Origin of the sequence: Pseudomonas sp. Teo4 (assembly GCF_034387475.1) — a bacterium.
Taxonomy (GTDB): Bacteria; Pseudomonadota; Gammaproteobacteria; order Pseudomonadales; family Pseudomonadaceae; genus Aquipseudomonas.
Map to the genome: position 1 here is coordinate 65266 of NZ_JAXCIL010000001.1, position 20610 is coordinate 85875.

The following is a 20610-nucleotide window of genomic DNA, read 5'->3' on the forward strand; positions in this document are numbered from 1 at the left end:
TAAACCGCCTCTCCAGGCGGTTTTTTTATGTCTGGAGAAAAAATGTCTGACCGGATCCGTACAGTTCGATTGTCTGGAGAGCTCGGCCGAATGTTTGGTCGTGTCCATCTTCTTGCGGTCAACTCTTCAGCTGAGGCCATAAAAGCGCTTGGAATACTGTTCCCGAAATTCACCCCTTACCTGCACTCATCCAAGGAAAGAGGTCTGGCATTCGCGGTTTTCTACGGAAAGCGAAACTTAAACAAGGATGAACTCGGCCATCCTCCTGGCTCCGCCGACATCCGTATCGCTCCCGTTGTTCAGGGGAGCAAAAGCGGGGGAGGCCTGCAGACTGTACTTGGGGTTGTCCTAATTGCAGCAGCAAGCTACTTCACCGGCGGCCTTGCAGCAGGAGGAACAACTTTATTCGGTGCAGGTGCAGCGGGCACGACTTGGGGGGCAATCGGCATGGTTGGTATGTCCTTGGCGATTGGCGGCGTTGCGCAAATGATCACCGGGCAGCAAGCCAAAATTGATAGCAGCGAAGCGGCCGACAACCAACCCAGTTACAACTTCTCAGGCATCAAGAACACCATCACCCAGGGTAACCCGGTACCTCTCTGCTACGGCGAGATGACAACCGGCTCCGCCCAGCTATCCCTTGGCATCCGCGCCGAAGACCAGCAATAGAGGCCTCCATGACTGATCTGTCCATTCAGGGCTCCAAGGGCGAGTCCAAGCCGCACTCACCCGTAGAAAGCCCAGACAGCCTGATCAACATCAGCTATGCGAACATTCTGGACGGCATCAGCGAAGGCCCGATTGTTGGATTGGTGAACGGCGCCCAGTCCATCTACCTGGACAAGACCCCGCTGGCCAACAGCGACGGAAGCATGAACTTTACCGGCGTGAGCTGGGAGCAGCGCACCGGCGAGCACGACCAGGACCATATTGCAGGCTTCCCAGCGGTAGAGTCGCAAACCTCGGTCGGCGTTGAGCTAAAGGCCAGCCAGGCTTGGGTGCAGTCGTTCAGCAACCTTGAGCTTTCTGCCGTCCGCATTCAGCTCGCAGTCGGTACCCTGGTGAAGACCGAGAGCGACGGCGACATGGTCGGCTACACCGTCAACTACGAAATCGACCTGTCGACGGATGATGGCGACTATCAAACGGTCCTCAAGACCTCCTTCACGGGGAAAACGACCACTGGCTACCAGCGTTCGCACCGGATCGAATTCCCAAAGGCCACCACCGGCTGGCGCGTCAGGGTCCGCAGGACAACCCCGGACTCGTCCGATTCGCGCATTCAGGCCACGACGTCGATTGGCACGTATACGGAGATCATCGACGCGAAGCTGCAGTACCCGTACACCGCCCTCTGCGGCCTGAAGATCGACGCCAGTCAGTTCTCGGCCGTTCCCGAGCGCGCCTATCGAATCCGAGGCCGCATCGTGCAGGTGCCCAGCAACTACGACGCCGGCACCCGGACTTACACAGGCGCCTGGGATGGCACCTTCAAGCTTGCCTGGACCGACTGCCCGCCATGGATCTGGCGGGATATTGTCCTGAACGATCGCTATGGCCTGGGTCGATTCATCGACGCGAGCCAGGTGGACAAGTGGGGGCTGTATCAGATCGCGCAGCACTGCGACCTCTCTGTGTCGGACGGGAAGGGCGGGCAAGAGCCGCGCTTCACCTGCAACGTCTACCTCCAATCCCGCGCCGAAGCGCTGACCGTGCTGCAGGATCTGGCCAGCGTGTTTCGTGGCATGAGCTACTACGCCGGCAGTGAGGTCGCTTGCGCGGCCGACATGCCAGGCGACCCGGTCTACACCTACACCAATGCCAACGTCATTGATGGCAAGTTCAATCGCCCTGGATCGAGCGGCTCCACCCGCTTCAGCGTGGCCAAGGTTGCCTGGAGTGATCGGGAAAACTTCGGCAACCAGCGCGTCGAGTATGTCCAGGACCAGACCGCAATCGGACGCTACGGAATCCGGGAAACCGAGATCACTGCCTTCGGCTGTGTTTCCCAGGGGCAGGCACAGCGAGCGGGCAAGTACATCCTCCTGACCAACAGGCTGGAGACTGGCACCATCAACTTCAGTGTCGGCCTGGATGGGACTATCTGCCGACCTGGCGACATCATCCGGGTGGCCGATGAGAACTACGCCGGCTTACCGATTGGTGGCCGGATCAAGTCGGCGACCTCCACCACTGTGACGCTGGATAACGATGTCACGGCGGCTGCGGGCGATACGCTGGTGGTGATTCTGCCCAAGGGCGTGGCTGAAACGCGGATCATCCGATCCATCGTTGGCCGCCTGGTCACCGTCACGCAGGCTTTCTCCAAGGTGCCGGTCAAGGAATCGATCTACACCATAGAGACCGCCGAGCTTGTGGCGGAAACGTACCGGGTGCTGACCGTCAACGAAAACTTCGGGGATGACAAGCTGCAGTACGACATCGTTGCTGTCGAACGCAACGCCAGTAAGTTTGAAGCCATCGACAATGGCGCGCAGATCGTCACGCCGCCTACCAGCGTTTTGCCCGGCGCAATCCAGGCTCCACCTTCGAACATCGAGCTTTCAACCTTTGACACCGTGAGTCAGGGCGTCAACGTGGCCACCATGCGGATCACTTGGGATGCACCGCGTGGTGCGCAACGCTACAACGTCTGGTGGAAGCGTGACGATGGTGACTGGATCTACGCCGGGGTTACCTATACCGCCGCAATCGAGGTGAAAGGGATTTACACCGGCGTCTACACCGCTCGCGTCGCAGCCATCGGCGTGGCGGGAAGCAGCTCGATATGGGCATTTTCAGACCCCACTCAGCTCTACGGGAAAACCGGCGAACCACCGGCCCTGGCAAGTTTCAGCGCTGCCACGGAGTTGTTTGGTATTCGCCTGAATTGGGCATTTCCTGAAGGCGCCGCAGACACCTTCTACACCGAGATCCAGGAGTCCTTGGTGGTCACCGGTGATGACCCGGTACAGCTTTCGATGGTGGCCTACCCGGCAAGGACGTACCTCAAGAGTGGAATGGCGGCGGGCGTCACCAGGTTCTTCCGGGCACGCCTGGCGGACCGCACCGGAAACACCGGCCCTTGGACGGAGTGGACGTTCGGGCAGTCCGGGGCTGATGCCGGCCCAATCCTTGAGCTGATCAGCGGCCAGATCACCGAGAGCGAACTGGGCCAGGAGCTGTTGAAGGAAATCGAGAAGATCTCCGGCGACTTCCCCGGCTCCGTCAACGACCGGATCAACGAGGCGAAGCAGGAGCTGGAGGACCTGATTACCGAGCTGACCGATCCGCTCGAGTACGTGGCCACCAACGCCTATGCCAAGGACGACACCGTGCGCAGCGGGCAGCGCTTGTACATGGCCATTGCGCCGGTCCCGGCGGCGGCTGATGGCATCAATGCGCCGCCGAACCCGACCTACTGGGTAGATATCGGCAGCATTGCCTCGACGGCAAACGGGCTGGCGCAGGCTGTGGCCAAGAACACGACCGATATCACCGATCTCGACGGCAAGATCACGGTCAATGCGGCCATGCTTCAGGCCGTGCAGTCGGCCTACCGCGACGATAACGGTGAGGGTGACCTGGCCGACGCGCTGCGGGGCTGGGATACCCTGGCCAAGGTCTCGGAAGAGTCTCGGACCAGGGCAACCCAGAACGAGGCCATGGCCAGCCGGGTGACCACGGTAGAGGCGCGAGTTGACGGCAACACCGGCAGCATCCGCAGCCTGGAGCAGACGGTAGTCACGAACGAGCAGGCCACGGCCAGCAGGTTCACGGACGTGAGCACCAAGGTGGACAACAACACTGCGGGCATCTCGCAGCTGGAGGAAACTGTCACCAACAACGAGTCGTCGACGGCTTCGAGGCTGGAGGACGTCAATGCTCGGGTCGATGACGCCGAAGTAGCCATCAGTGATGAGGCGGTGGCCCGAGCGGCTGGCGATGAAGCTCTGGGCATCCGGGTTGGCTACATGGAAGCGACCTTCACCGTCCCGCAGGGCGACCGCGACGACAATGGTGAGGGCGATCTTGCCGGGGCGCTGAAGGCCTGGGAGAGCACGGCGAAGATCGCCGAAGAGTCAAAGGTGCGTGCGACGGCCATTGACGCCCAGGCGCGCAAGTCCGAGACGTTGGAGGCCTCGATTGGCCAGACCAACGCCGCTGTGCAGACCGTCAGCCAAGCCCAGGCCGCGCTCGATGGCAAGGCCAGCACGATGTGGGCGGTCAAGATGCAGCTCAATGCTCAGGGTCAGTACGTGGCTGCAGGCATCGGTCTTGGCATCGAGAACGGCCCGACCGGTTTGCAGAGCCAGTTCTTGGTGTCGGCAGACCGGTTTGGGGTGGTCAACGGCATCAATGGCGCGTTTGTTACACCCTTCACGGTCCAAGGTGGCCAGGTGTTTATGAACTCCGCGGTAATCAGGCAGGCCGATATCGTCAACTTGATCGTTACGGGTGAGCTCCGCAGCGGCAACTATGTGGCGGGTGAGCAGGGCGTCCGAATCAATTTCGTCACTGGCGATTTTGAAGTGAATGGAACTACGTCAGGGCAAGGTCGATTGACGGTCAACAACAAAGCGGTGCGCATCTACCACGCCAACGACAAGCTGGCGCTTGACCTAGGGGTGAACGTATGAGCGCTGGCCTAAAGGTCTACGACCCGAGCGGCCTGGCACTACTGGATATGACCACCTCGATCAGCCAGATGATGGGCTATGTGGACACGGGGGCGGCCAACGGGTCGCTCTCGATTCCGCTACCGCCTGCTGGAAAAACGCTGTTCTACGCCGTCACCGAGCTTTCCGCGCAGAACAAGTACCTGGGCAAGCGGCCGGGGGTGACCCTGACTGTCGGGGCATCCAGCGCGTCGCTGGCCTGGCAGTACTCCTACGCCAGTGGTTGGGGTTTCTATTCGCTCAACTGCCGCATTCACTATGGATACTACTGATGTCAGCAGGCCTGAAGGTTTACAAGGAGGACGGAAGCCTCCTGTTCGACACCGAGAAAATCACCTACGGACTACTGAAAAGCGGGTATCTCTCGTTTCTTCTCAACTGGCCTCGGCTTGAGTACCGTTCAGCCAACCTGCCCCCAAACGAGGGGAGCAGTTACGCCGAGTCATCCATTGCCGATGCCATCCACGGGTTCAGCGTCACCGGTGCGGTTGCGCCAATCGTCTTTATCAGTGGCTCTGGCATCTCTTGTGGGTCTTCGAAGTCAGGCGACACCACGACGTTCTATTTCATCGGGGCCAGCCCTTCGACGAAGTTCTACTACTTCGACACCATGCGCAACACTCTGAATGGTGCCGGGCTGAAGTGCTACGACGAATCCGGCACGCTGACCTTCAACTCACTGCAATACCCGCTGAACATCGTCGATACCATCAGCGCGCCGGCGCCGCCAACGCCGACGGTGGTCAATGGAATCGCCCAGTACACCGTGCCTTTTGCTGGCGCGACCAAGCTGGCCACACGCTTCATCAGCAGTGGTCCCTACTACTGCGTGGCGAGGATCTTCATCGCAGTTGGATCGGGTGAGTACGCGACCAGCACGACATTCTCCCGATCGCTAGGGCAAGGAATCATGGACGGTATGTCCGCCGCCGGCACGCCGTTCCCGGCCTATGGCAATCAGCAGGCGCACATGGACGGTGCTTACGGGGCCACAGGCGGGATCTACTTCATGGCGTGCGATGCCGCGCGCACCACGATGATTTACAGCACCGCTGCGCCTAACCGCTATTTCGACATTCCCACAAACCGATACCCCCAGGCTCTGGTTATCCGAACGGACAACCTGCCATTCCCCTTCAACTAATCGGAGCATCCTATGCCCTGGTACAGGACAGGCACCGTCGCGATCACGGCTGGCCAAACCACGGTGACCGGTACCGGCACCAGTTTTTCTGCAAACGCCCGGGTGGGTGATGCATTCCTCGGGCCGGATGGCCGTTGGTACGAAGTGACCAACATTGCCAGCGGCACGGTGCTCAGCATCCTCCCGGCCTATCAAGGCGCCACCGTATCTGGCGGCGCATACTCGATTACGCCGGTGCAGGGGTATGACAAGAACCTCCGAGACGCCATTAATGCAGTGGTTCAGCAGTGGGGCGCCACGCTGGCTGGTTTGGGCGCTGTCTCAACCGAGAACGTTGTGCCGGTGAACAAGGGTGGTACTGGCGGCACCACGCCGGCGCTGGCGCGCAGCGGGCTCGGCCTGAAGGCAGCTGCCATAGCCGACATACTTGGCGCTGTCTCGCAAAGCGCAGGCGTACCCACGGGGGCAATCTTTGAGCTTGTCAGCAACGCCAATGGCGATTGCCTGAAGCTCGCCGACGGCACGATGATCTGTGTGATGGAAAGCTCGACCACTTACACAGCCACCGCCGCACAAGGGTCGCTGTTTTACAACAATGGCCAGACCTTTACATACCCAGCTCCGTTTATCGCAGCCCCCAAAGTGCTTCCAGCCCCTGTGTCGGCTGGCGGTGGCGGTGTGCCCCTGGGGTTCTCCTACAGTCGAAGCGCAGTGTCCGTTGGCATCGGCGCGTACTGCGCGGTGAGCGGAACGATTTTCAGGCCTGGCTACGTAGCCATTGGGAGGTGGTACTGATGATAATTAAACTTTCCCCGGTTCGCTCTGATGCAGACCTCTCTGTGGTTAAGTCGGGCGACATACTGGAAGTCAACGCCGTGGCGCTGGACTTTTCCCGGTTGACCGATGGCGCAACCCTGCCGGCTGAGGCCATTGGGTGCGAGTTCGTGATCGGCCCGGTTGAGCGCACCAACGGAGTCCTTGTGCTGACCCTCATGCTGCCGCACGCCGCCGACGCGCCGCAGGCTGCGCGTTTCCCAGTCGATCTCTATCCGGCCGACGGCCAAGTGCAACTGCCGGCCCTGGACCTGGCCGACCGTCAGGCCGCAACCGCAGGCGTGATCGACTGGTCGCAAGTCATCACGGCCGAGGCCAAAGCCCTGGCCGCCGCTGAGCAACTGCTCGCCACGGTGGCTGCCGAGATCGCCCAGCACCGCGCTGTAGCCGATGCAGCCATTGCCCCGCTACAGGATGCCGTCGAGCTTGAGGAGGCCACCGAGGCCGAAGCTGCGCTGTTGAAGGAGTGGAAGCGCTACCGCCTGGCGCTGATCCGGCTGCCCGAGCAGGAAGGCTACCCCAACAGCATCGACTGGCCCGCACTGCCGGCCTGATCCGCCCCGAACCCACCGACCGCCGCCTGGCGGTATTTTTTTGCCTGGAGAAAACCTATGACCACACCTCGCGGTGTCCGGAACAACAACCCCGGCAACATCGACTTCAACCCGCGCAACGCCTGGCGGGGCCAGCTCGGCATGGAGGTGGGCGTGGCTAAGCCACGCTTTGCCCGCTTCGACACGCCAGAGAACGGCATCCGCGCCTTGGGCAAGCTGCTCATCAACTACCGGGGCAAGGACGGCATGCCCGGTGTGGGCGGGCAGGGCATCGACACCGTGCTCGAAACCATCAATCGCTGGGCGCCAGCCAACGAGAATGACACCAAGGCCTATGCCACGGCCGTGGCCAAGCGTCTCGGCGTGGGCATCACCGACCCGATCAACATCAAGAACCTGACCACGCTGCGCGGGATGGTGGTCAGCATCATCATCCATGAGAACGGCGGCAACCCATACGAGGCTGCGGTGATCGATGAGGGCGTGCTGAGGGCGCTGGTGTGAAGACCTTGGCTCTCAGGCTGGGGCTGCTTGCGCTGGTGCTGGCGTCCTACTGGGGCGCCTATCAGCACGGGCGATCGGTGGAGCGGGCCGAGGCCGGGCAGGCATCAGCGCAGCGAGACAGCGGCGACCGTCTTGCCGAGGTGCTGGGCGAACGCGGCGCCCGGGCGGAAGAACAACGACGCGCCACGGCGCAGGAGGAGGCGAGAGCCCATGCGAATGAAGAACACCAGGTGGCGGATGCTGGCGCTGTTGCTGCCGATGCTGCTGGCCACCGGCTGCGCGACGAAAGTGCCAAGTTCGCCGCCGCCGTCAGTTGCCCCGGCCCGGATCCCACCGCTGTCGCCAGAGGCCAGGCAGCCACCCGCGCCGCCATGGTGCTATCCGACCTGCTCACACGGGCTGATGAACGAGCGGGAGAGCTGGCGAAAGCTTATGACCGTGCCCGAATAGCTGGGGAGGAGTGTGAGCGGGAGTACGATGCTCTGACGGGGCAACAGAAAACGGGATTGTGACTCTTGACTGCCTCAGATTTTGCCCAGTCTTTTCAGTGCCTCGGCGAGCCTGTCTAGGCTTGTATCGAGGTACTCCCTGTTTTTAGCAAATTGCTCCTCCATAAGGCTGTGCAGCCTGGTCGAGTCCATTTCCCCTTCCGCAAGCGAAACGTTGAAATCTGCTGTAGTGGGCAGTTGATGCCCGTTTTCGCAGTACTGAATAGCATTGCAAACGAGCGTTGCGAGATCCAAGACCCTATGAATCGGTAGCTCTTCAGACTGTCTCGACCATTTCTCACCGGTATGGCGCCACACCTTCGCTGAGATTTCAGATTCTCCGGCACCGTTCCACTGTGCAATCCCTATAGAAAGACCCTTTGCATCCGTACCTCCGTGGTGAGGACCATCAATCAGATCATAGTTTTCCACTGTAATGAGCGGGATGTGCTTCAGGTGAGTCGGTATTTTCATGGGGCGACCTCAGCGGATGGGCAGTAGTGGTGTCAGTAAATTTACTAACTTTAGTAAATTTACTAAGCCTGCTGAGCTTTGGTCAAGTGGCGAAGATCGAGACCTGCTGCCACGCTTGCAAGTAGATTTAGGGTTTCTTCAATGGGGCGGCGTGGTGGACAAGCGGACATTTAGCGGAATGGTCGAAGCAGGCGAGCCGCTTGTCCGGCAGGCCATCGAGGCAATGAAGGAGTATCACGGGGCCCAGGACAGGGGCGCGCCGGCCGAGGAGGTGGAGCGTCTGCGCCTGTTGGCTGAGTCTCTGTTTGAGGTGGTTTCCGACTACCAGTCCAGGGTAATTGCTAGGGCGCGCGGCAAGGATCTACCGCCTCTCCACTAGGCCCGCTGATCGGCATTTGCTCTGTCGACAATCGCCGACAGGATGCTCTATCCCAGTTGGGCTGCCTCCGATAAAACTGAGCTTTAAGGTTGCGATCGAATGGGTGTGACGATGAGCAAAGAGCAGCAGATCCTTCCCCGCATTCTTAGGTATCGGTCTGCTCCCGGTTACCTGGGTATGTGCAGAGCAGAGTTCAACAAGACTGTACGTCCTTTCGTGCGGGAGTTTCCAATTGGCGCCCAGGGCGTAGGCTTCGATCGGTATGAGCTTGATGAGTGGGCAGACAATTACATAGCCGAGCAGGCCATCGACAAGACACCAGGGCGGATGCATTTGTCTGCAAGTGCTCGTAAGCGAGCTGAAGAAAAGCGAGCGGAGCAGTCAAAGACGGAGTTTCAGCAGGCGTTGGAGCTTGTGAGACGCAAGAGGTGAGTTCATGAGAACAGAGTTCCTTCTGCTAGCTCAGTACGATGGCCTGGCAGTAATTCCGCTGGACAAGGTCTGCGCTGACTACTTTCCCCACCTAAGCCCTGAAAAAATGAAGCTTAAAATTGCGCGGGGCGAGATACGGCTACCGCTCATTGCGATGGAGCGCAGTCAGAAGTCCGCTCGCGGTGTGCATTTGGCTGATCTGGCCGCATACGTTGATGCACGTCGTACAGAAGCCCAGAAAGGGATCTAATGGGGGGCGCCGCGAGACCGTTACGTTCGTGCAGCGAGCGCGTAGGGGTGATTGAGTATTCTCGCGGCGACCGGGTCAATCGTAACCCTGACTCTAATGACTATGTTGATCGACCGACGAGGTGCCCTCCACAACGGATGACATCCATTCCGAGATAGTCGATTGAAGCCAGGCAACGGAGTTCGGACCCAGCCGAACCTGTCGTGGAAACGTGCCCTCACGCATTCGCCGGTAGATGGTGTTCCTTGCCAGCCCCGTCACGGATATCACCTCATCAATGCGCATGAACCGATCGGTCGCGGCAGAAATCATACTGACCTCCAGATACCGATTAGCTATCTCACTCTGGTAAGCGTTGGAGGTGATTCCCGCTTGCGCCCAGGCTTCGATTGCTGGCCGCCGCTATGCTCCCAATCCTTGATAAATTTCCTGACGGACTCAAGCCGCCAGCAGATCCGCTGCCCTTGTTTGAAAGAAGGGGGGAGCCAGGCGGCGTGTACCTGCATGGCGCATCGTATGGCAGATTCGGAACGGCCGAGTAGCTTGGCTAGCTCGGGGATGTGGATAATTTCAGGGTCCATAGCTGGGCACCTCACTGACATCGCGGAGCAGCAAGAGTCACGGCATCCAGTTTGGTGCGAGAGCTAACAACCTGCAAGGGCCCGCGAGGGGCTTCAAAGCTATCGCTCCAGCCTGCCGGCCTGCGCAAGACCGACAGCCGGGATGTGAAGGTACGGGCGGTGGTGGCTAAGCGCAGGCAGCGGATAGGGTACGAACGGGAATTGGTTGCTGCGAGCAATGCCTGCAAGTTGTGAGCTACAAGCACAAAAAAGCCCGCAATCTGCGGGCTTCTTGCGATTAGGTGTTAGCCCAATCGGCCTTCCATTTGCGCCATATATAGGAGCGCCTGGTCGAGATCGCGCTCCTCTTGCTCTGTCCATTGGTGAGGTGGAAGGCCAGTAGGGGCGGACAAGGTTTCAATCCCTGCCGAAATTGCTTTCTGGGCATCTGAGGTTGGGGATTTCCAATCGCTCATCGCTGTGACCGCCTTCGTTTTCGTATCCATTACGAAACCTCTCTGTTGCAACGCATTAATCATGTCTTGCTTAGACCCTGGCAGGATACTGAGATTCGTACTGCCAGTGCGCAGTTGAATGTACTTGGTTTCGCCGCCAGTGAAGTGATCTTTCACCCCGGCGCTGCCCACCGCCTTCATCCCGCACCCATTGACAGCGTAGCAATCTTTAGCAAATGGAGCGCCGCTACCCGAGAAACGGGCCACATCACGATGAGACATGAACATTCCAGCGGAGAAAATCATAGCTCCGGTGGCTTTCTGAACAAAACCGATAGTCACTGACAGCTGTTTGGTGCCGTTGTTCACCATTTCTTTCGCAGGAGGACGGTTGGCCAGATCGAGGATCGGGGCTGAGAACCAGGTCTTCCATTTTTCGATCAGGTGAGCGCTACCTGCAAAAACCATCGCGAATTGCGGGCTTACCGCAAGCTTGTCAAAGCCAGTGTCATCAACATAAGCAATCAGGTGAGGCTGACCGTCGAATGCCTCGATTGACCACCGGGAGTCACTGGTGAGCAAGCCTTGATCTCTGCAAATTACGTTCGTGGTCATCCATTGGCCGCCGTTAGCTTTTTCGGGCCGCCATTATCGCTACTGGCACGAAGGAGTCAATTCGATATCACTTCTACCATGCTAAATAGTCTGTTGGTAGATGCACCAGTGTCCGAACAGGTCACTTTTTTCTTTGGACGCCTGAGCATCGCCAGGTCAAACAGCTTGTCTAAACCTCTTGGAGCGGAAAGGGCCAATGTCACGGCGCGGTTTACTGGGCAGGGCTGTGCGACGAACGGCCTGCTAGGTGTGCAGCGGAATGAGGCTTTTGAGCGCCGAGTGTGATCGTAATTCTCGTACCACTTTTTGTACCAAAAGAGGTTTTTTATGGGGGAATCAGGGGGATTTATGGCCCCTGAAAGCCTTTAAGACCCCCTTTTCCAATACTCCTGCTAATCCGCACATAGGTCCTTACCGGTTTTTCCGTTGGGGAATCAGTGCCCAGTGAAGGGCACGTGTAAGGAACTGACCGGAGGGGATTGTGAGAGTTTTATATCGATCTGTTATATGTAGGGTATATGGCGTTGGATTTTTTGGGGCATTGAAATCGAGCGCCGCCCGTGCGGCGCATCGCGAGCAAAGCTCGCTCCTACGTTTGTTTCGGGCCAGTTATGCCTATGAGATCTGCGCGCGAACGCCTGGACACATGGCTCAATATCGAGCCGTACAAACAAGGCGGTCGCGCGGGTCTGTCACAGGCGTTATTGGCCGAAAACAAACGTAGGAGCGAGCTTTGCTCGCGATGCGCCGCGCGGGCGGCGCTCGATCTCACAGACGCAAAACATTCATCGGCGAGCACTCAGCTCACCCCTCATTACTTCCCGCGAATCAATTTTCGCAACATGAACCGATTCGGATGGCAGGCCTCGGCCACCGCCCGCGGCAACGGCAATGGCTCACCACTCACCCAGGCCGCCACCAGTTCCCCACAAAGCGGCGCCGTGATCAGCCCGCGCGACCCGTGCCCGCTGTTCACATACAGCCCCTCAAGCCAGGGGCAGGGTACGTCCGGCACTTGCCGCGCATCTTTACCCAGCACCGCATAGGCTTCGTTGAACGCCTGCGGGTCGGCCACCGGCCCGACGATGGGCAGATAATCAGGACTGGTGCAGCGGAATGCTGCACGCCCCTGCAGTTGCTGCGGGTCAAGCTCGGCGGTGCCCAGGCGTTTGGCCAGGTCCTCTGAGATTTCATCCAGCAGCGCCAGGTTGCCTTGGTGCTCAGCCACGGTTGGCGCCAGGTCTTCATTGTGGAAGTCGAAGCTGGCACCCAGGGTGTGCTCATCGCCACGGGGTGGTGCCACATAGCCATTGGCACAGACGACCGTACGAAGTTCACGGCTGGTTTCGGTCGCCGGCAGTCGGGTGATCTGCCCCCTGATGCGCTTGAGCGGCAGGCCGGCGCAGGGTTCGAAACGGCGCACGTCGGCGGCGCCCGCCAACACCACCACTGGCGCGCTGGCCAGCAGCCGTTCGCCATCCCACGCCTGCCACAGACCATCGGCTTTACGCAGCTGTACCACCTCATGATGGGGCAGCAAGCGAATACCGGGGTGCTGCAATTGTGTCTGGCACAGCGCGGGCGGGTGCACCCAGCCGCCTTCCGGATAGAACAGCCCGCCCGCTGGCAGCGTCACACCGGCAATCGCCTCGGCCTCGGCGCGCTCCAGGCTGCGTAGCAGGCTGCTGTCGAAGGCCTCGGCCAGTTTCTGCTGGCGTTCGGCTTCCTTGGCATCGAACGCCAGCTGCAAGACCCCGCAGCCATCCCAATCCTGGCCGCGCTGCAAGCGCTCCAGCTGACGCCGGGTGTAGCCGAAGCCGGACAAAATCATCTGCGACAGGGCGGTGCCGTGGGCAGACAGCTTCAGGTACAGGACGCCTTGCGGGTTGCCGGAGGCTTCCTGGGCCGGGGCTTCATGACGCTCCAGTACCGTGACCTGCCAGCCGCGGGCAGCAAGGCTGGCGGCGCTGGCGCTACCGGCCAGGCCCGCGCCGATCACCAAGGCGTGGCGAGGGCCGTTGAGCAGCGGTGGCCGGGCGTACCAAGGGGCTGCCAGTGTGGTCGCGGCATGGCCGGTGAATTCACCGCTCATGACTTCCCACTTCTTGCCCAGGCCGGGCACCTTTTTCATGCTGAAGCCAGCCTCGATCAGGCCTCGGCGCACCCACCCCGTGGTGGTGAAGGTGCCCAACGTGGTGCCAGGGCCAGATAGCCTGGCCAGTTGTGCGAACAGTTCGGGCGTCCACATGTCAGGGTTTTTCGCCGGCGCGAAACCGTCGAGGAACCAGACATCGACCTTGGCATCGAGCAGCGGCAGTTGCTCCAGTACATCGCCAATCAGCAAGCTCAGCGTGACCCTGCCTTGATCGAAGGTGAACTGCTGAAAGCCCTGATGCACGGCCATGTACTGCGCCAGGAAGGGCTCGGTGCAGGCCGCGAGCTCCGGCCACAGACGCACGGCCTTGGCCATGTCTTCAGGGGCTAGTGGATATTTCTCGACACTCACGAAGTGCAGGCGTGCCTCGGCAGGGGCGTGCTGCCTGAAGTGCCGCCACGCGCAGAAGAAGTTCATGCCGGTGCCGAACCCCGTTTCACCGATCACCAGGCAGGCATTGGCTTGCAGCGCGGCGAAGCGCTGGCGCAGGCGGTTCTGCTCGATGAACACATACTCGGTCTCGACGGTGCCTTCGTCCCTTGAGAAGTACACATCGTCGTACTGTCGCGAATGAGGGCGGCCCTGGTCGTCCCAGTCGATCTGGGCGTGTTGGAGGAGGGTGGGTGCGGACATGGTGAGCTCAAATTGCAGCGGATGGCTGATTTTAGGTGGATTGGCAGTGCTAGTCTTGTCTATCCATTGCAAGGAGCCAGCGCAGCCATGTTCGAATCCGCGGAAATCGGTCACAGCATCGACAAGGAAACCTTCGAGGCCGAGGTGCCCGCGCTGCGCGAAGCCTTGCTCGAAGCCCAGTACGAGCTCAAGCAGCAGGCGCGCTTTCCGGTGATCGTGCTGATCAACGGCATCGAAGGCGCTGGCAAGGGCGAGACGGTCAAACTGCTGAACGAGTGGATGGACCCGCGCCTGATCGACGTGCTGACCTTCGACCAGCAGACCGACGAGGAACTGGCCCGGCCACCCGCCTGGCGATACTGGCGCGCCTTGCCGCCCAAGGGGCGCATGGGCGTGTTGTTCGGCAACTGGTACAGCCAGATGCTTCAGGGGCGGGTACACGGGTTGTTCAAGGACGCCGTGCTCGACCAGGCCATTACCGGTGCCGAGCGCCTGGAGCAGATGCTGTGCGATGAAGGTGCGCTGATCATCAAGTTCTGGTTCCACCTGTCCAAGAAGCAGATGAAGGCCCGGCTCAAGGCGCTCAAGGACGACCCGCTGCACAGCTGGCGCATCAGCCCGCTGGACTGGCAGCAGTCCGAGACCTACGACCGCTTCGTGCGCTTTGGCGAGCGGGTGTTGCGCCGCACCAGCCGCGATTATGCGCCGTGGCATGTGATCGAAGGCGTCGACCCGTGCTACCGCAGCCTGGCAGTGGGGCGCATCCTGCTGGACAGCCTGCAGGCCGCGCTGGCCAACAACCCCAAGGGCAAGCACCACGGCAACGTCGCGCCGTTGGGCCGCAGCATCGACCAGCGCAGCCTGATCGATGCCCTGGACATGACCCGGCGCCTGGACAAGCACGACTATCAGGAACAACTGGTCACCGAACAGGCCCGCCTGGCCGGCCTGTTGCGCGACAAGCACATGCGCCGACACGCCCTGGTAGCGGTGTTCGAAGGTAACGATGCCGCCGGCAAGGGCGGGGCGATCCGCCGCGTGGCTGCCGCGCTCGACCCACGCCAATACCGCATCGTGCCTATCGCTGCGCCCACCGAGGAGGAGCGTGCCCAGCCGTACCTGTGGCGGTTCTGGCGGCACATTCCGGCGCGGGGCAAGTTCACCATCTTCGACCGCTCCTGGTACGGCCGGGTGCTGGTGGAACGGGTCGAGGGCTTCTGCAGCCCGGCCGACTGGATGCGCGCCTATGGCGAGATAAACGACTTCGAAGAGCAGCTGGTCAATGCCGGGGTGGTGGTGGTCAAGTTCTGGCTGGCGATCGACCAGCAGACCCAGCTGGAGCGGTTCGAAGAGCGCGAGCAGATTCCATTCAAGCGCTACAAGATCACCGAGGAAGACTGGCGCAACCGTGACAAGTGGGACCTGTACCGCGAGGCGGTGGGCGATATGGTCGACCGCACCAGCAGCGAGATCGCGCCGTGGACGCTGGTCGAAGCCAACGACAAGCGCTGGGCGCGGGTGAAGGTGTTGCGCACCATCAACGAGGCGCTGGAAGCGGCGTTCGCCAAGGACAAGAAATAGCTGGAGCCGAGGTTGCCGGTACCGGCCTCTTCGCGGGTAAACCCGCTCCCACAACACCTGCACCGACTCTGAAGTCTGTGGTCTCCCTGTGGGAGCGGGTTCACCCGCGAAGAGGCCAGAACAGGCTTCACACCCGCCAAACCATGCCGCACAAGAATGACCTGATGAATTATTTTCTCGCCACGCTCCGCTGGCTCAGGCCTGTAAACCCGTAGAATTCAATTACCCCCACCACGGGCTTGATCGAGGACTTTATGCACACTACTTCCGGACGCTGGGTCTATGGCCTGTTCCTGGCTCTGATGACCGCACTGCTCTGGGGCATTTTGCCGATCAAGCTGAAACAAGTGCTGCAGGTGGTCGACCCGGTGACCGTCACCTGGTACCGCCTGCTGGTGTCCGGTGGCCTGCTGTTCGCCTGGTTGTCGGCCCAGCGTCGGTTGCCGTCGTTCGGCAAGCTTGGACGTAAGGGCAAGGGGCTGGTGGCGGTGGCCATTTGTGGCCTGCTGGGCAATTACGTGCTGTACCTGATCGGCCTCAAGCTGCTCAGCCCCGGCACCGCGCAGCTGGTGGTACAGATCGGGCCGGTACTGCTGCTGGTGGCCAGTGTGTTCGTGTTCAAGGAGCGATTCAGCCTGGGGCAGGGCATTGGCTTGCTGATTCTTTTGGCAGGGTTTGGCCTGTTCTTCAACCAGCGCCTGGAAGAACTGCTGACCTCGCTGGGCACCTACACCACTGGCGTATTGACCATTCTCCTGGCCACCAGCATCTGGGTGTTCTACGCCCTGAGCCAGAAGCAGCTGCTGACGGTGTGGCATTCGCAGCAGGTGATGATGGTGATCTACCTGGGATGCGCAGCGTTGCTTACCCCGTGGGTGCACCCGCTGGAGGCGCTGCAATTGACGCCGCTGCAAGGTTGGTTGCTGCTGGCCTGTTGCCTGAACACCTTGGTGGCCTACGGCGCCTTTGCCGAGGCGCTGGCGCATTGGGAGGCCTCGAAGGTCAGCGCCACGCTGGCGTTAACGCCGTTGGTGACCTTCGTGGCGGTCGCGGCGGCGGCCTGGGTGTGGCCTGACTATGTGCATGCCGAGGACATCAACGCCCTAGGTTATTTGGGGGCGGTGACAGTAGTGGTCGGCTCGGCGCTGGTGGCGTTGGGGCCGTCGCTGGTGGCCGGGTGGCGAGCCAGGCGGGCGCGCTTGGCTCAGGTTCATTGATCGTCTGTTCCGGCCTCTTCGCGGGTAAACCCGCTCCCACAGGATCAACGCTTTCCTGGGATTCAGCATCATACCTGTGGGAGCGGGTTTACCCGCGAAGGGGCCAGTAAAGTCACTACCTTCCTCAGCCCTTGCCACCCGGCGCCAGCATGTTCTCCGGTCTGACCCACTCATCGAACTGCTCGTTGGTCAGGTACTTCAACTCCAGCGCTGCCGCGCGCAAGGTCTTGCCCTCGCTGTAAGCCTTCTTGGCAATCTCCGCAGCCTTGTCATAGCCGATATGCGGGTTCAGCGCCGTCACCAGCATCAGCCCGCGCTCCAGGTGCGCGGCCATTTGTTCGGCATCCGGCTCGATTCCGGCCACACAATGTGCCTGGAAGTTGCGACAACCATCGGCCAGCAGTTCGATGGACTGCAGCAGGTTGTGGATGATCACCGGCTTGAACACGTTCAGCTGCAGGTGGCCCTGGCTGGCGGCAAAGCCGATGGCCGCGTCGTTGCCCAGCACCTGGCAAGCCAGCATCGACAGCGCCTCGCACTGGGTCGGGTTGACCTTGCCCGGCATGATCGAACTCCCCGGCTCGTTGGCCGGCAGGCGCACTTCGGCCAGCCCGGCGCGGGGGCCAGAGCCGAGCAGGCGCAGGTCGTTGGCGATTTTCATCAACGCCACTGCCAGGGTCTTGAGGGCGCCGGCCAGGCTGGTCAGCGGCTCGTGGCCGGCGAGGGCGGCGAACTTGTTCGGTGCGGTGACGAAGGGCAGGCCGGACAGCGCAGCCAACTCAGCGGCGATGGCTTCGGCGAACCCGTGCGGCGCGTTCAGCCCGGTGCCCACGGCCGTGCCGCCCTGGGCCAGTTCGCACACTGCCGGCAGCGTCGCGCGGATGGCGCGTTGGGCATAGTCGAGCTGGGCAACGAACGCCGACACTTCCTGGCCGAAGGTAATCGGCGTGGCGTCCATCATGTGCGTGCGGCCGGTCTTGACCAGCTTGTTATGGCGCGCCGACAGTTCGGCCAGGCCCGACGACAGTTCGGCAATCGCTGGCAGTAACTGTTCGTGCACCGCCTGGGCGGCAGCAATGTGCATGGCGGTAGGGAAGCAGTCGTTGGAGCTCTGCGAGCGATTTACATGGTCGTTGGGATGCACCGGTGCCTTGCCGCCACGGCCTTTGCCCGCCAGCTCGTTGGCGCGCCCGGCAATCACCTCGTTGACGTTCATGTTGCTTTGCGTGCCGCTGCCGGTCTGCCAGACGACGAGCGGGAACTGATCGTCGTGTTCGCCTTCAAGCACTTCATCGGCGGCCTGTTCGATCAGGCGGGCGATGTCGGCGGGCAGGTCGCCATTGCGGTCGTTGACCCGTGCCGCAGCTTTCTTGATCAGCGCCAGGGCGTGCAGCACCGCGAGCGGCATGCGTTCCTTGCCAATGGCAAAGTTGATCAGCGAGCGCTGGGTCTGCGCGCCCCAATAGGCGTCCTCCGGAACTTCGACCGGGCCCAGGCTGTCTGTCTCGATACGGCTCATGCTGCGCTCACTCCTTTGTAGTCTGAAATCGCAGTTTAGGCCCTGATTCGGCAGAGCGGTTCCATCGCTCGTCGTGCCACTTGAGCACTTCGCCACCACGGCGCAGAATGCTCTACTCTGAGGTACCCGCCTCCCTCTCTTGAAGGAAATGCAATGACCCGTCTCCGTGTCCTCTGTGCCGCCGTTGCCCTGGCCTGTGCCAGCGGCCAGGTACTCGCTGCCACCGCCAGCCACAATGCTGCCGCCGAGAAATTCCTGACCCTGGCCAACGCCGACAAGCTGGGCACTCCGGTGTACATGCAGGTCCAGCAGATGTTCGCCCAGCGCTTCGCCCAGACCAAGGCACCAGCTTCCAAGCAGTCGGTGCTGGAAAGCTACCAGGCCAAGGCCAACGCCGCCCTGGATGGCGCCATCGGCTGGAACAAGCTCAAGCCGAAGATGGTCGACCTCTACACCCAGACCTTCACCGAGCAGGAGCTCAAGGACCTGGTCAAGTTCTACGAGTCGCCGCTGGGCAAGAAAGTGCTGCGCGAGATGCCCAAGGTTACCCAGCAGTCGGCCCAGCTGACCCAGCAGAGCCTGGAGCCCGCCGTACCGGTGGTCAACAAGCTGCTTGACGACATGACCAAGGAACTCGACCCGAACGCCGGCAAGGCCGCCGCTCCGGCGAAGAAGTGAGTAATACCCGATGACCATGCAGGAACGTATCCAGCAGCAGCTGGCAGCGCTGGCGCCGCAACACCTTGAAGTGCTCAACGAAAGCCACATGCACAGCCGTGGCCAGGAGACTCACTACAAGGCGGTGATCGTCAGCGAGCAGTTCGCCGGGCTGAACAGCGTCAAGCGCCACCAGAAGGTGTACGCCACCATGGGCGAGCTGATGGGCGAGATCCATGCCCTGGCCATTCACACCTACACGGCCGAGGAATGGGCCAAGGTGGGCGTGGCGCCGGCCTCGCCAGTGTGCGCCGGCGGCGGGCACTGAATCCTTTCCGTCGTTCTGGTACAATCCGCGACATCCCAAGGGGGCCGCTGTGCGGCCCATCGCCGGCAAGCCGGCTCCCACAGGTAAAACGCATGCCTTGAGTGTTGCGTTGCACCTGTGGGAGCTGGCTTGCCGGCGATGGGCTGCACAGCAGCCCCTTTGCTTTTGTAAAACCCGGTCCGCCCCTTACGAGGGCAACCACCTGGAGATTCTGTTACATGTCCCAAGCTATCGTCGTGGCGGCGCTGTACAAGTTCGTCACCCTGGAAGACTACGTCGAGCTGCGTGAGCCGCTGCTCAAGGTCATGAACGACAACGGTGTCAAAGGCACCCTGCTGCTGGCCCACGAAGGCATCAACGGCACCGTGTCGGCCACCCGCGAAGGCATCGATGGCCTGCTGGCCTGGCTGCGCAGCGACCCGCGCCTGGTGGATGTCGACCACAAGGAATCCTACTGCGACGAGCAGCCGTTCTACCGTACCAAGGTCAAGCTCAAGAAAGAGATCGTCACCCTTGGCGTACCAGGCGTAGACCCCAACCAGGCGGTCGGCACCTATGTCGAACCCAAGGACTGGAACGCCCTGATCAACGACCCGGAAGTGCTGTTGATCGACACCCGCAACGACTATGAAGTGGCCATCGGCACCTTCAAGGGCGCCATCGACCCCAAGACCGAAACCTTCCGCGAGTTCCCCGACTACATCAAGGCCAACTTCGACCCGAGCAAGCACAAGAAGGTGGCCATGTTCTGCACCGGTGGCATCCGCTGCGAAAAAGCCTCCAGCTACATGCTCGGTGAAGGCTTCGAGGCGGTCTATCATCTTAAGGGCGGCATCCTGAAATACTTCGAGGAAGTACCTCAGGAAGAAAGCCTCTGGGACGGCGACTGCTTCGTCTTCGACAACCGTGTCACGGTGCGACATGACCTGAGCGAAGGCGAGTACGACCAGTGCCATGCCTGCCGCCATCCGATCGATGTGGAGGACCGTGCGTCCGAGCACTATTCGCCAGGCGTCAGCTGCCCGCACTGCTGGGACACCCTGAGCGAAAAGACCCGACGCAGCGCCATCGACCGGCAGAAGCAGATCGAGTTGGCCAAGGCGCGCAACCAGCCACACCCGATCGGTTACAACTACAAAGCCGAGGCTTGAT

At 61.0% G+C, this 20610-nt stretch carries 21 protein-coding genes; 16 read left to right on the forward strand and 5 right to left on the reverse strand.

Going from position 1 to position 20610, the window contains the following annotated elements; genetic code table 11:
- Positions 1 to 42: 42 nt before the first annotated feature.
- Genes PspTeo4_RS00410 through PspTeo4_RS00445 form a run of 8 tightly spaced genes read left to right on the forward strand, consistent with a single transcriptional unit; the run spans position 43 to position 8227 of the window.
- A complete protein-coding gene (locus tag PspTeo4_RS00410; protein WP_322361865.1) occupies positions 43 to 669 on the forward strand; it encodes a tail assembly protein in 627 nt (208 codons plus the stop codon).
- 8 nt (positions 670 to 677) lie between these two features.
- Positions 678 to 4640, forward strand: a complete 3963-nt coding sequence (locus PspTeo4_RS00415) for a phage tail protein (protein ID WP_322361866.1) — start codon at positions 678 to 680, stop codon at positions 4638 to 4640.
- Positions 4637 to 4951 (forward strand): hypothetical protein, encoded by a 315-nt coding sequence (locus PspTeo4_RS00420; RefSeq protein ID WP_322361867.1) that lies wholly within the window; start codon positions 4637 to 4639, stop codon positions 4949 to 4951. Before PspTeo4_RS00415 ends, PspTeo4_RS00420 begins: the two co-directional genes overlap by 4 nt.
- Positions 4951 to 5823, forward strand: coding sequence for a hypothetical protein (locus PspTeo4_RS00425; RefSeq protein ID WP_322361868.1), 873 nt, complete (start codon positions 4951 to 4953; stop codon positions 5821 to 5823). Before PspTeo4_RS00420 ends, PspTeo4_RS00425 begins: the two co-directional genes overlap by 1 nt.
- A 12-nt stretch (positions 5824 to 5835) precedes the next feature.
- Positions 5836 to 6618, forward strand: coding sequence for a phage tail protein (locus PspTeo4_RS00430; RefSeq protein WP_322361869.1), 783 nt, complete (start codon positions 5836 to 5838; stop codon positions 6616 to 6618).
- Positions 6618 to 7211, forward strand: a complete 594-nt coding sequence (locus PspTeo4_RS00435; protein WP_322361870.1) for a tail fiber assembly protein — start codon at positions 6618 to 6620, stop codon at positions 7209 to 7211. Before PspTeo4_RS00430 ends, PspTeo4_RS00435 begins: the two co-directional genes overlap by 1 nt.
- Before the next feature lie 57 nt (positions 7212 to 7268).
- Complete coding sequence (locus PspTeo4_RS00440; RefSeq protein WP_322361871.1) at positions 7269 to 7715, forward strand: structural protein P5; 447 nt, start codon at positions 7269 to 7271, stop codon at positions 7713 to 7715.
- Positions 7712 to 8227 carry a DUF2514 domain-containing protein gene (locus PspTeo4_RS00445; RefSeq protein WP_322361872.1) on the forward strand — a complete coding sequence of 172 codons (516 nt, stop codon included), beginning with the start codon at positions 7712 to 7714 and terminating at the stop codon, positions 8225 to 8227. The genes PspTeo4_RS00440 and PspTeo4_RS00445 overlap by 4 nt, the downstream gene beginning before the upstream one ends.
- Positions 8228 to 8239: 12 nt before the next feature.
- On the opposite strand, the gene PspTeo4_RS00450 is transcribed toward PspTeo4_RS00445, so the two are convergent.
- On the reverse strand, positions 8240 to 8677 hold the full coding sequence (locus PspTeo4_RS00450) for a DUF6530 family protein (RefSeq protein WP_322361873.1): 438 nt from the start codon (positions 8675 to 8677) through the stop codon (positions 8240 to 8242).
- Positions 8678 to 8831: 154 nt separating this feature from the next.
- Between PspTeo4_RS00450 and PspTeo4_RS00455 the strand changes: the two genes are divergently transcribed.
- The 3 genes from PspTeo4_RS00455 to PspTeo4_RS00465 all read left to right on the forward strand — a co-directional run bounded on the left by PspTeo4_RS00455 (position 8832) and on the right by PspTeo4_RS00465 (position 9738).
- A complete protein-coding gene (locus tag PspTeo4_RS00455; protein ID WP_322364775.1) occupies positions 8832 to 9056 on the forward strand; it encodes a hypothetical protein in 225 nt (74 codons plus the stop codon).
- A 111-nt stretch (positions 9057 to 9167) separates the two neighbouring features.
- Positions 9168 to 9488, forward strand: a complete 321-nt coding sequence (locus tag PspTeo4_RS00460) for a hypothetical protein (protein ID WP_322361875.1) — start codon at positions 9168 to 9170, stop codon at positions 9486 to 9488.
- 4 nt (positions 9489 to 9492) lie between these two features.
- On the forward strand, positions 9493 to 9738 hold the full coding sequence (locus PspTeo4_RS00465) for a pyocin activator PrtN family protein (protein ID WP_322361876.1): 246 nt from the start codon (positions 9493 to 9495) through the stop codon (positions 9736 to 9738).
- 93 nt (positions 9739 to 9831) lie between these two features.
- Here the strand turns inward: PspTeo4_RS00465 and PspTeo4_RS00470 are convergent, their stop codons facing one another.
- The 3 genes from PspTeo4_RS00470 to mnmC all read right to left on the reverse strand — a co-directional run bounded on the left by PspTeo4_RS00470 (position 9832) and on the right by mnmC (position 14156).
- The gene (locus tag PspTeo4_RS00470; protein WP_322361877.1) at positions 9832 to 10050 is read right to left on the reverse strand and encodes an AlpA family transcriptional regulator; all 219 of its coding nucleotides are present in this window, start codon (positions 10048 to 10050) and stop codon (positions 9832 to 9834) included.
- A gap of 553 nt (positions 10051 to 10603) precedes the next feature.
- Positions 10604 to 11368 (reverse strand): hypothetical protein, encoded by a 765-nt coding sequence (locus tag PspTeo4_RS00475; RefSeq protein ID WP_322361878.1) that lies wholly within the window; start codon positions 11366 to 11368, stop codon positions 10604 to 10606.
- A gap of 814 nt (positions 11369 to 12182) precedes the next feature.
- A complete protein-coding gene (mnmC, locus tag PspTeo4_RS00480; RefSeq protein ID WP_322361879.1) occupies positions 12183 to 14156 on the reverse strand; it encodes a bifunctional tRNA (5-methylaminomethyl-2-thiouridine)(34)-methyltransferase MnmD/FAD-dependent 5-carboxymethylaminomethyl-2-thiouridine(34) oxidoreductase MnmC in 1974 nt (657 codons plus the stop codon).
- An 87-nt stretch (positions 14157 to 14243) separates the two neighbouring features.
- On the opposite strand from mnmC, the gene pap reads away from it, so the two are divergent.
- Both pap and PspTeo4_RS00490 read left to right on the forward strand, forming a co-directional pair.
- The gene (pap, locus tag PspTeo4_RS00485) at positions 14244 to 15737 is read left to right on the forward strand and encodes a polyphosphate:AMP phosphotransferase (protein WP_322361880.1); all 1494 of its coding nucleotides are present in this window, start codon (positions 14244 to 14246) and stop codon (positions 15735 to 15737) included.
- Between the two features lie 254 nt (positions 15738 to 15991).
- Complete coding sequence (locus PspTeo4_RS00490) at positions 15992 to 16954, forward strand: DMT family transporter (RefSeq protein WP_322361881.1); 963 nt, start codon at positions 15992 to 15994, stop codon at positions 16952 to 16954.
- 124 nt (positions 16955 to 17078) lie between these two features.
- Here PspTeo4_RS00490 and PspTeo4_RS00495 read toward each other — a convergent pair whose 3' ends face one another.
- Positions 17079 to 18473 (reverse strand): class II fumarate hydratase, encoded by a 1395-nt coding sequence (locus PspTeo4_RS00495; protein ID WP_322361882.1) that lies wholly within the window; start codon positions 18471 to 18473, stop codon positions 17079 to 17081.
- A gap of 153 nt (positions 18474 to 18626) precedes the next feature.
- Between PspTeo4_RS00495 and PspTeo4_RS00500 the strand changes: the two genes are divergently transcribed.
- From PspTeo4_RS00500 to PspTeo4_RS00510, 3 genes are all read left to right on the forward strand, one after another.
- Positions 18627 to 19151, forward strand: coding sequence for a DUF2059 domain-containing protein (locus PspTeo4_RS00500; RefSeq protein ID WP_322361883.1), 525 nt, complete (start codon positions 18627 to 18629; stop codon positions 19149 to 19151).
- A gap of 10 nt (positions 19152 to 19161) precedes the next feature.
- Positions 19162 to 19458, forward strand: a complete 297-nt coding sequence (locus PspTeo4_RS00505; protein WP_322361884.1) for a BolA family protein — start codon at positions 19162 to 19164, stop codon at positions 19456 to 19458.
- 218 nt (positions 19459 to 19676) lie between these two features.
- Positions 19677 to 20609 (forward strand): rhodanese-related sulfurtransferase, encoded by a 933-nt coding sequence (locus tag PspTeo4_RS00510; protein WP_322361885.1) that lies wholly within the window; start codon positions 19677 to 19679, stop codon positions 20607 to 20609.
- Position 20610: the final 1 nt, after the last annotated feature.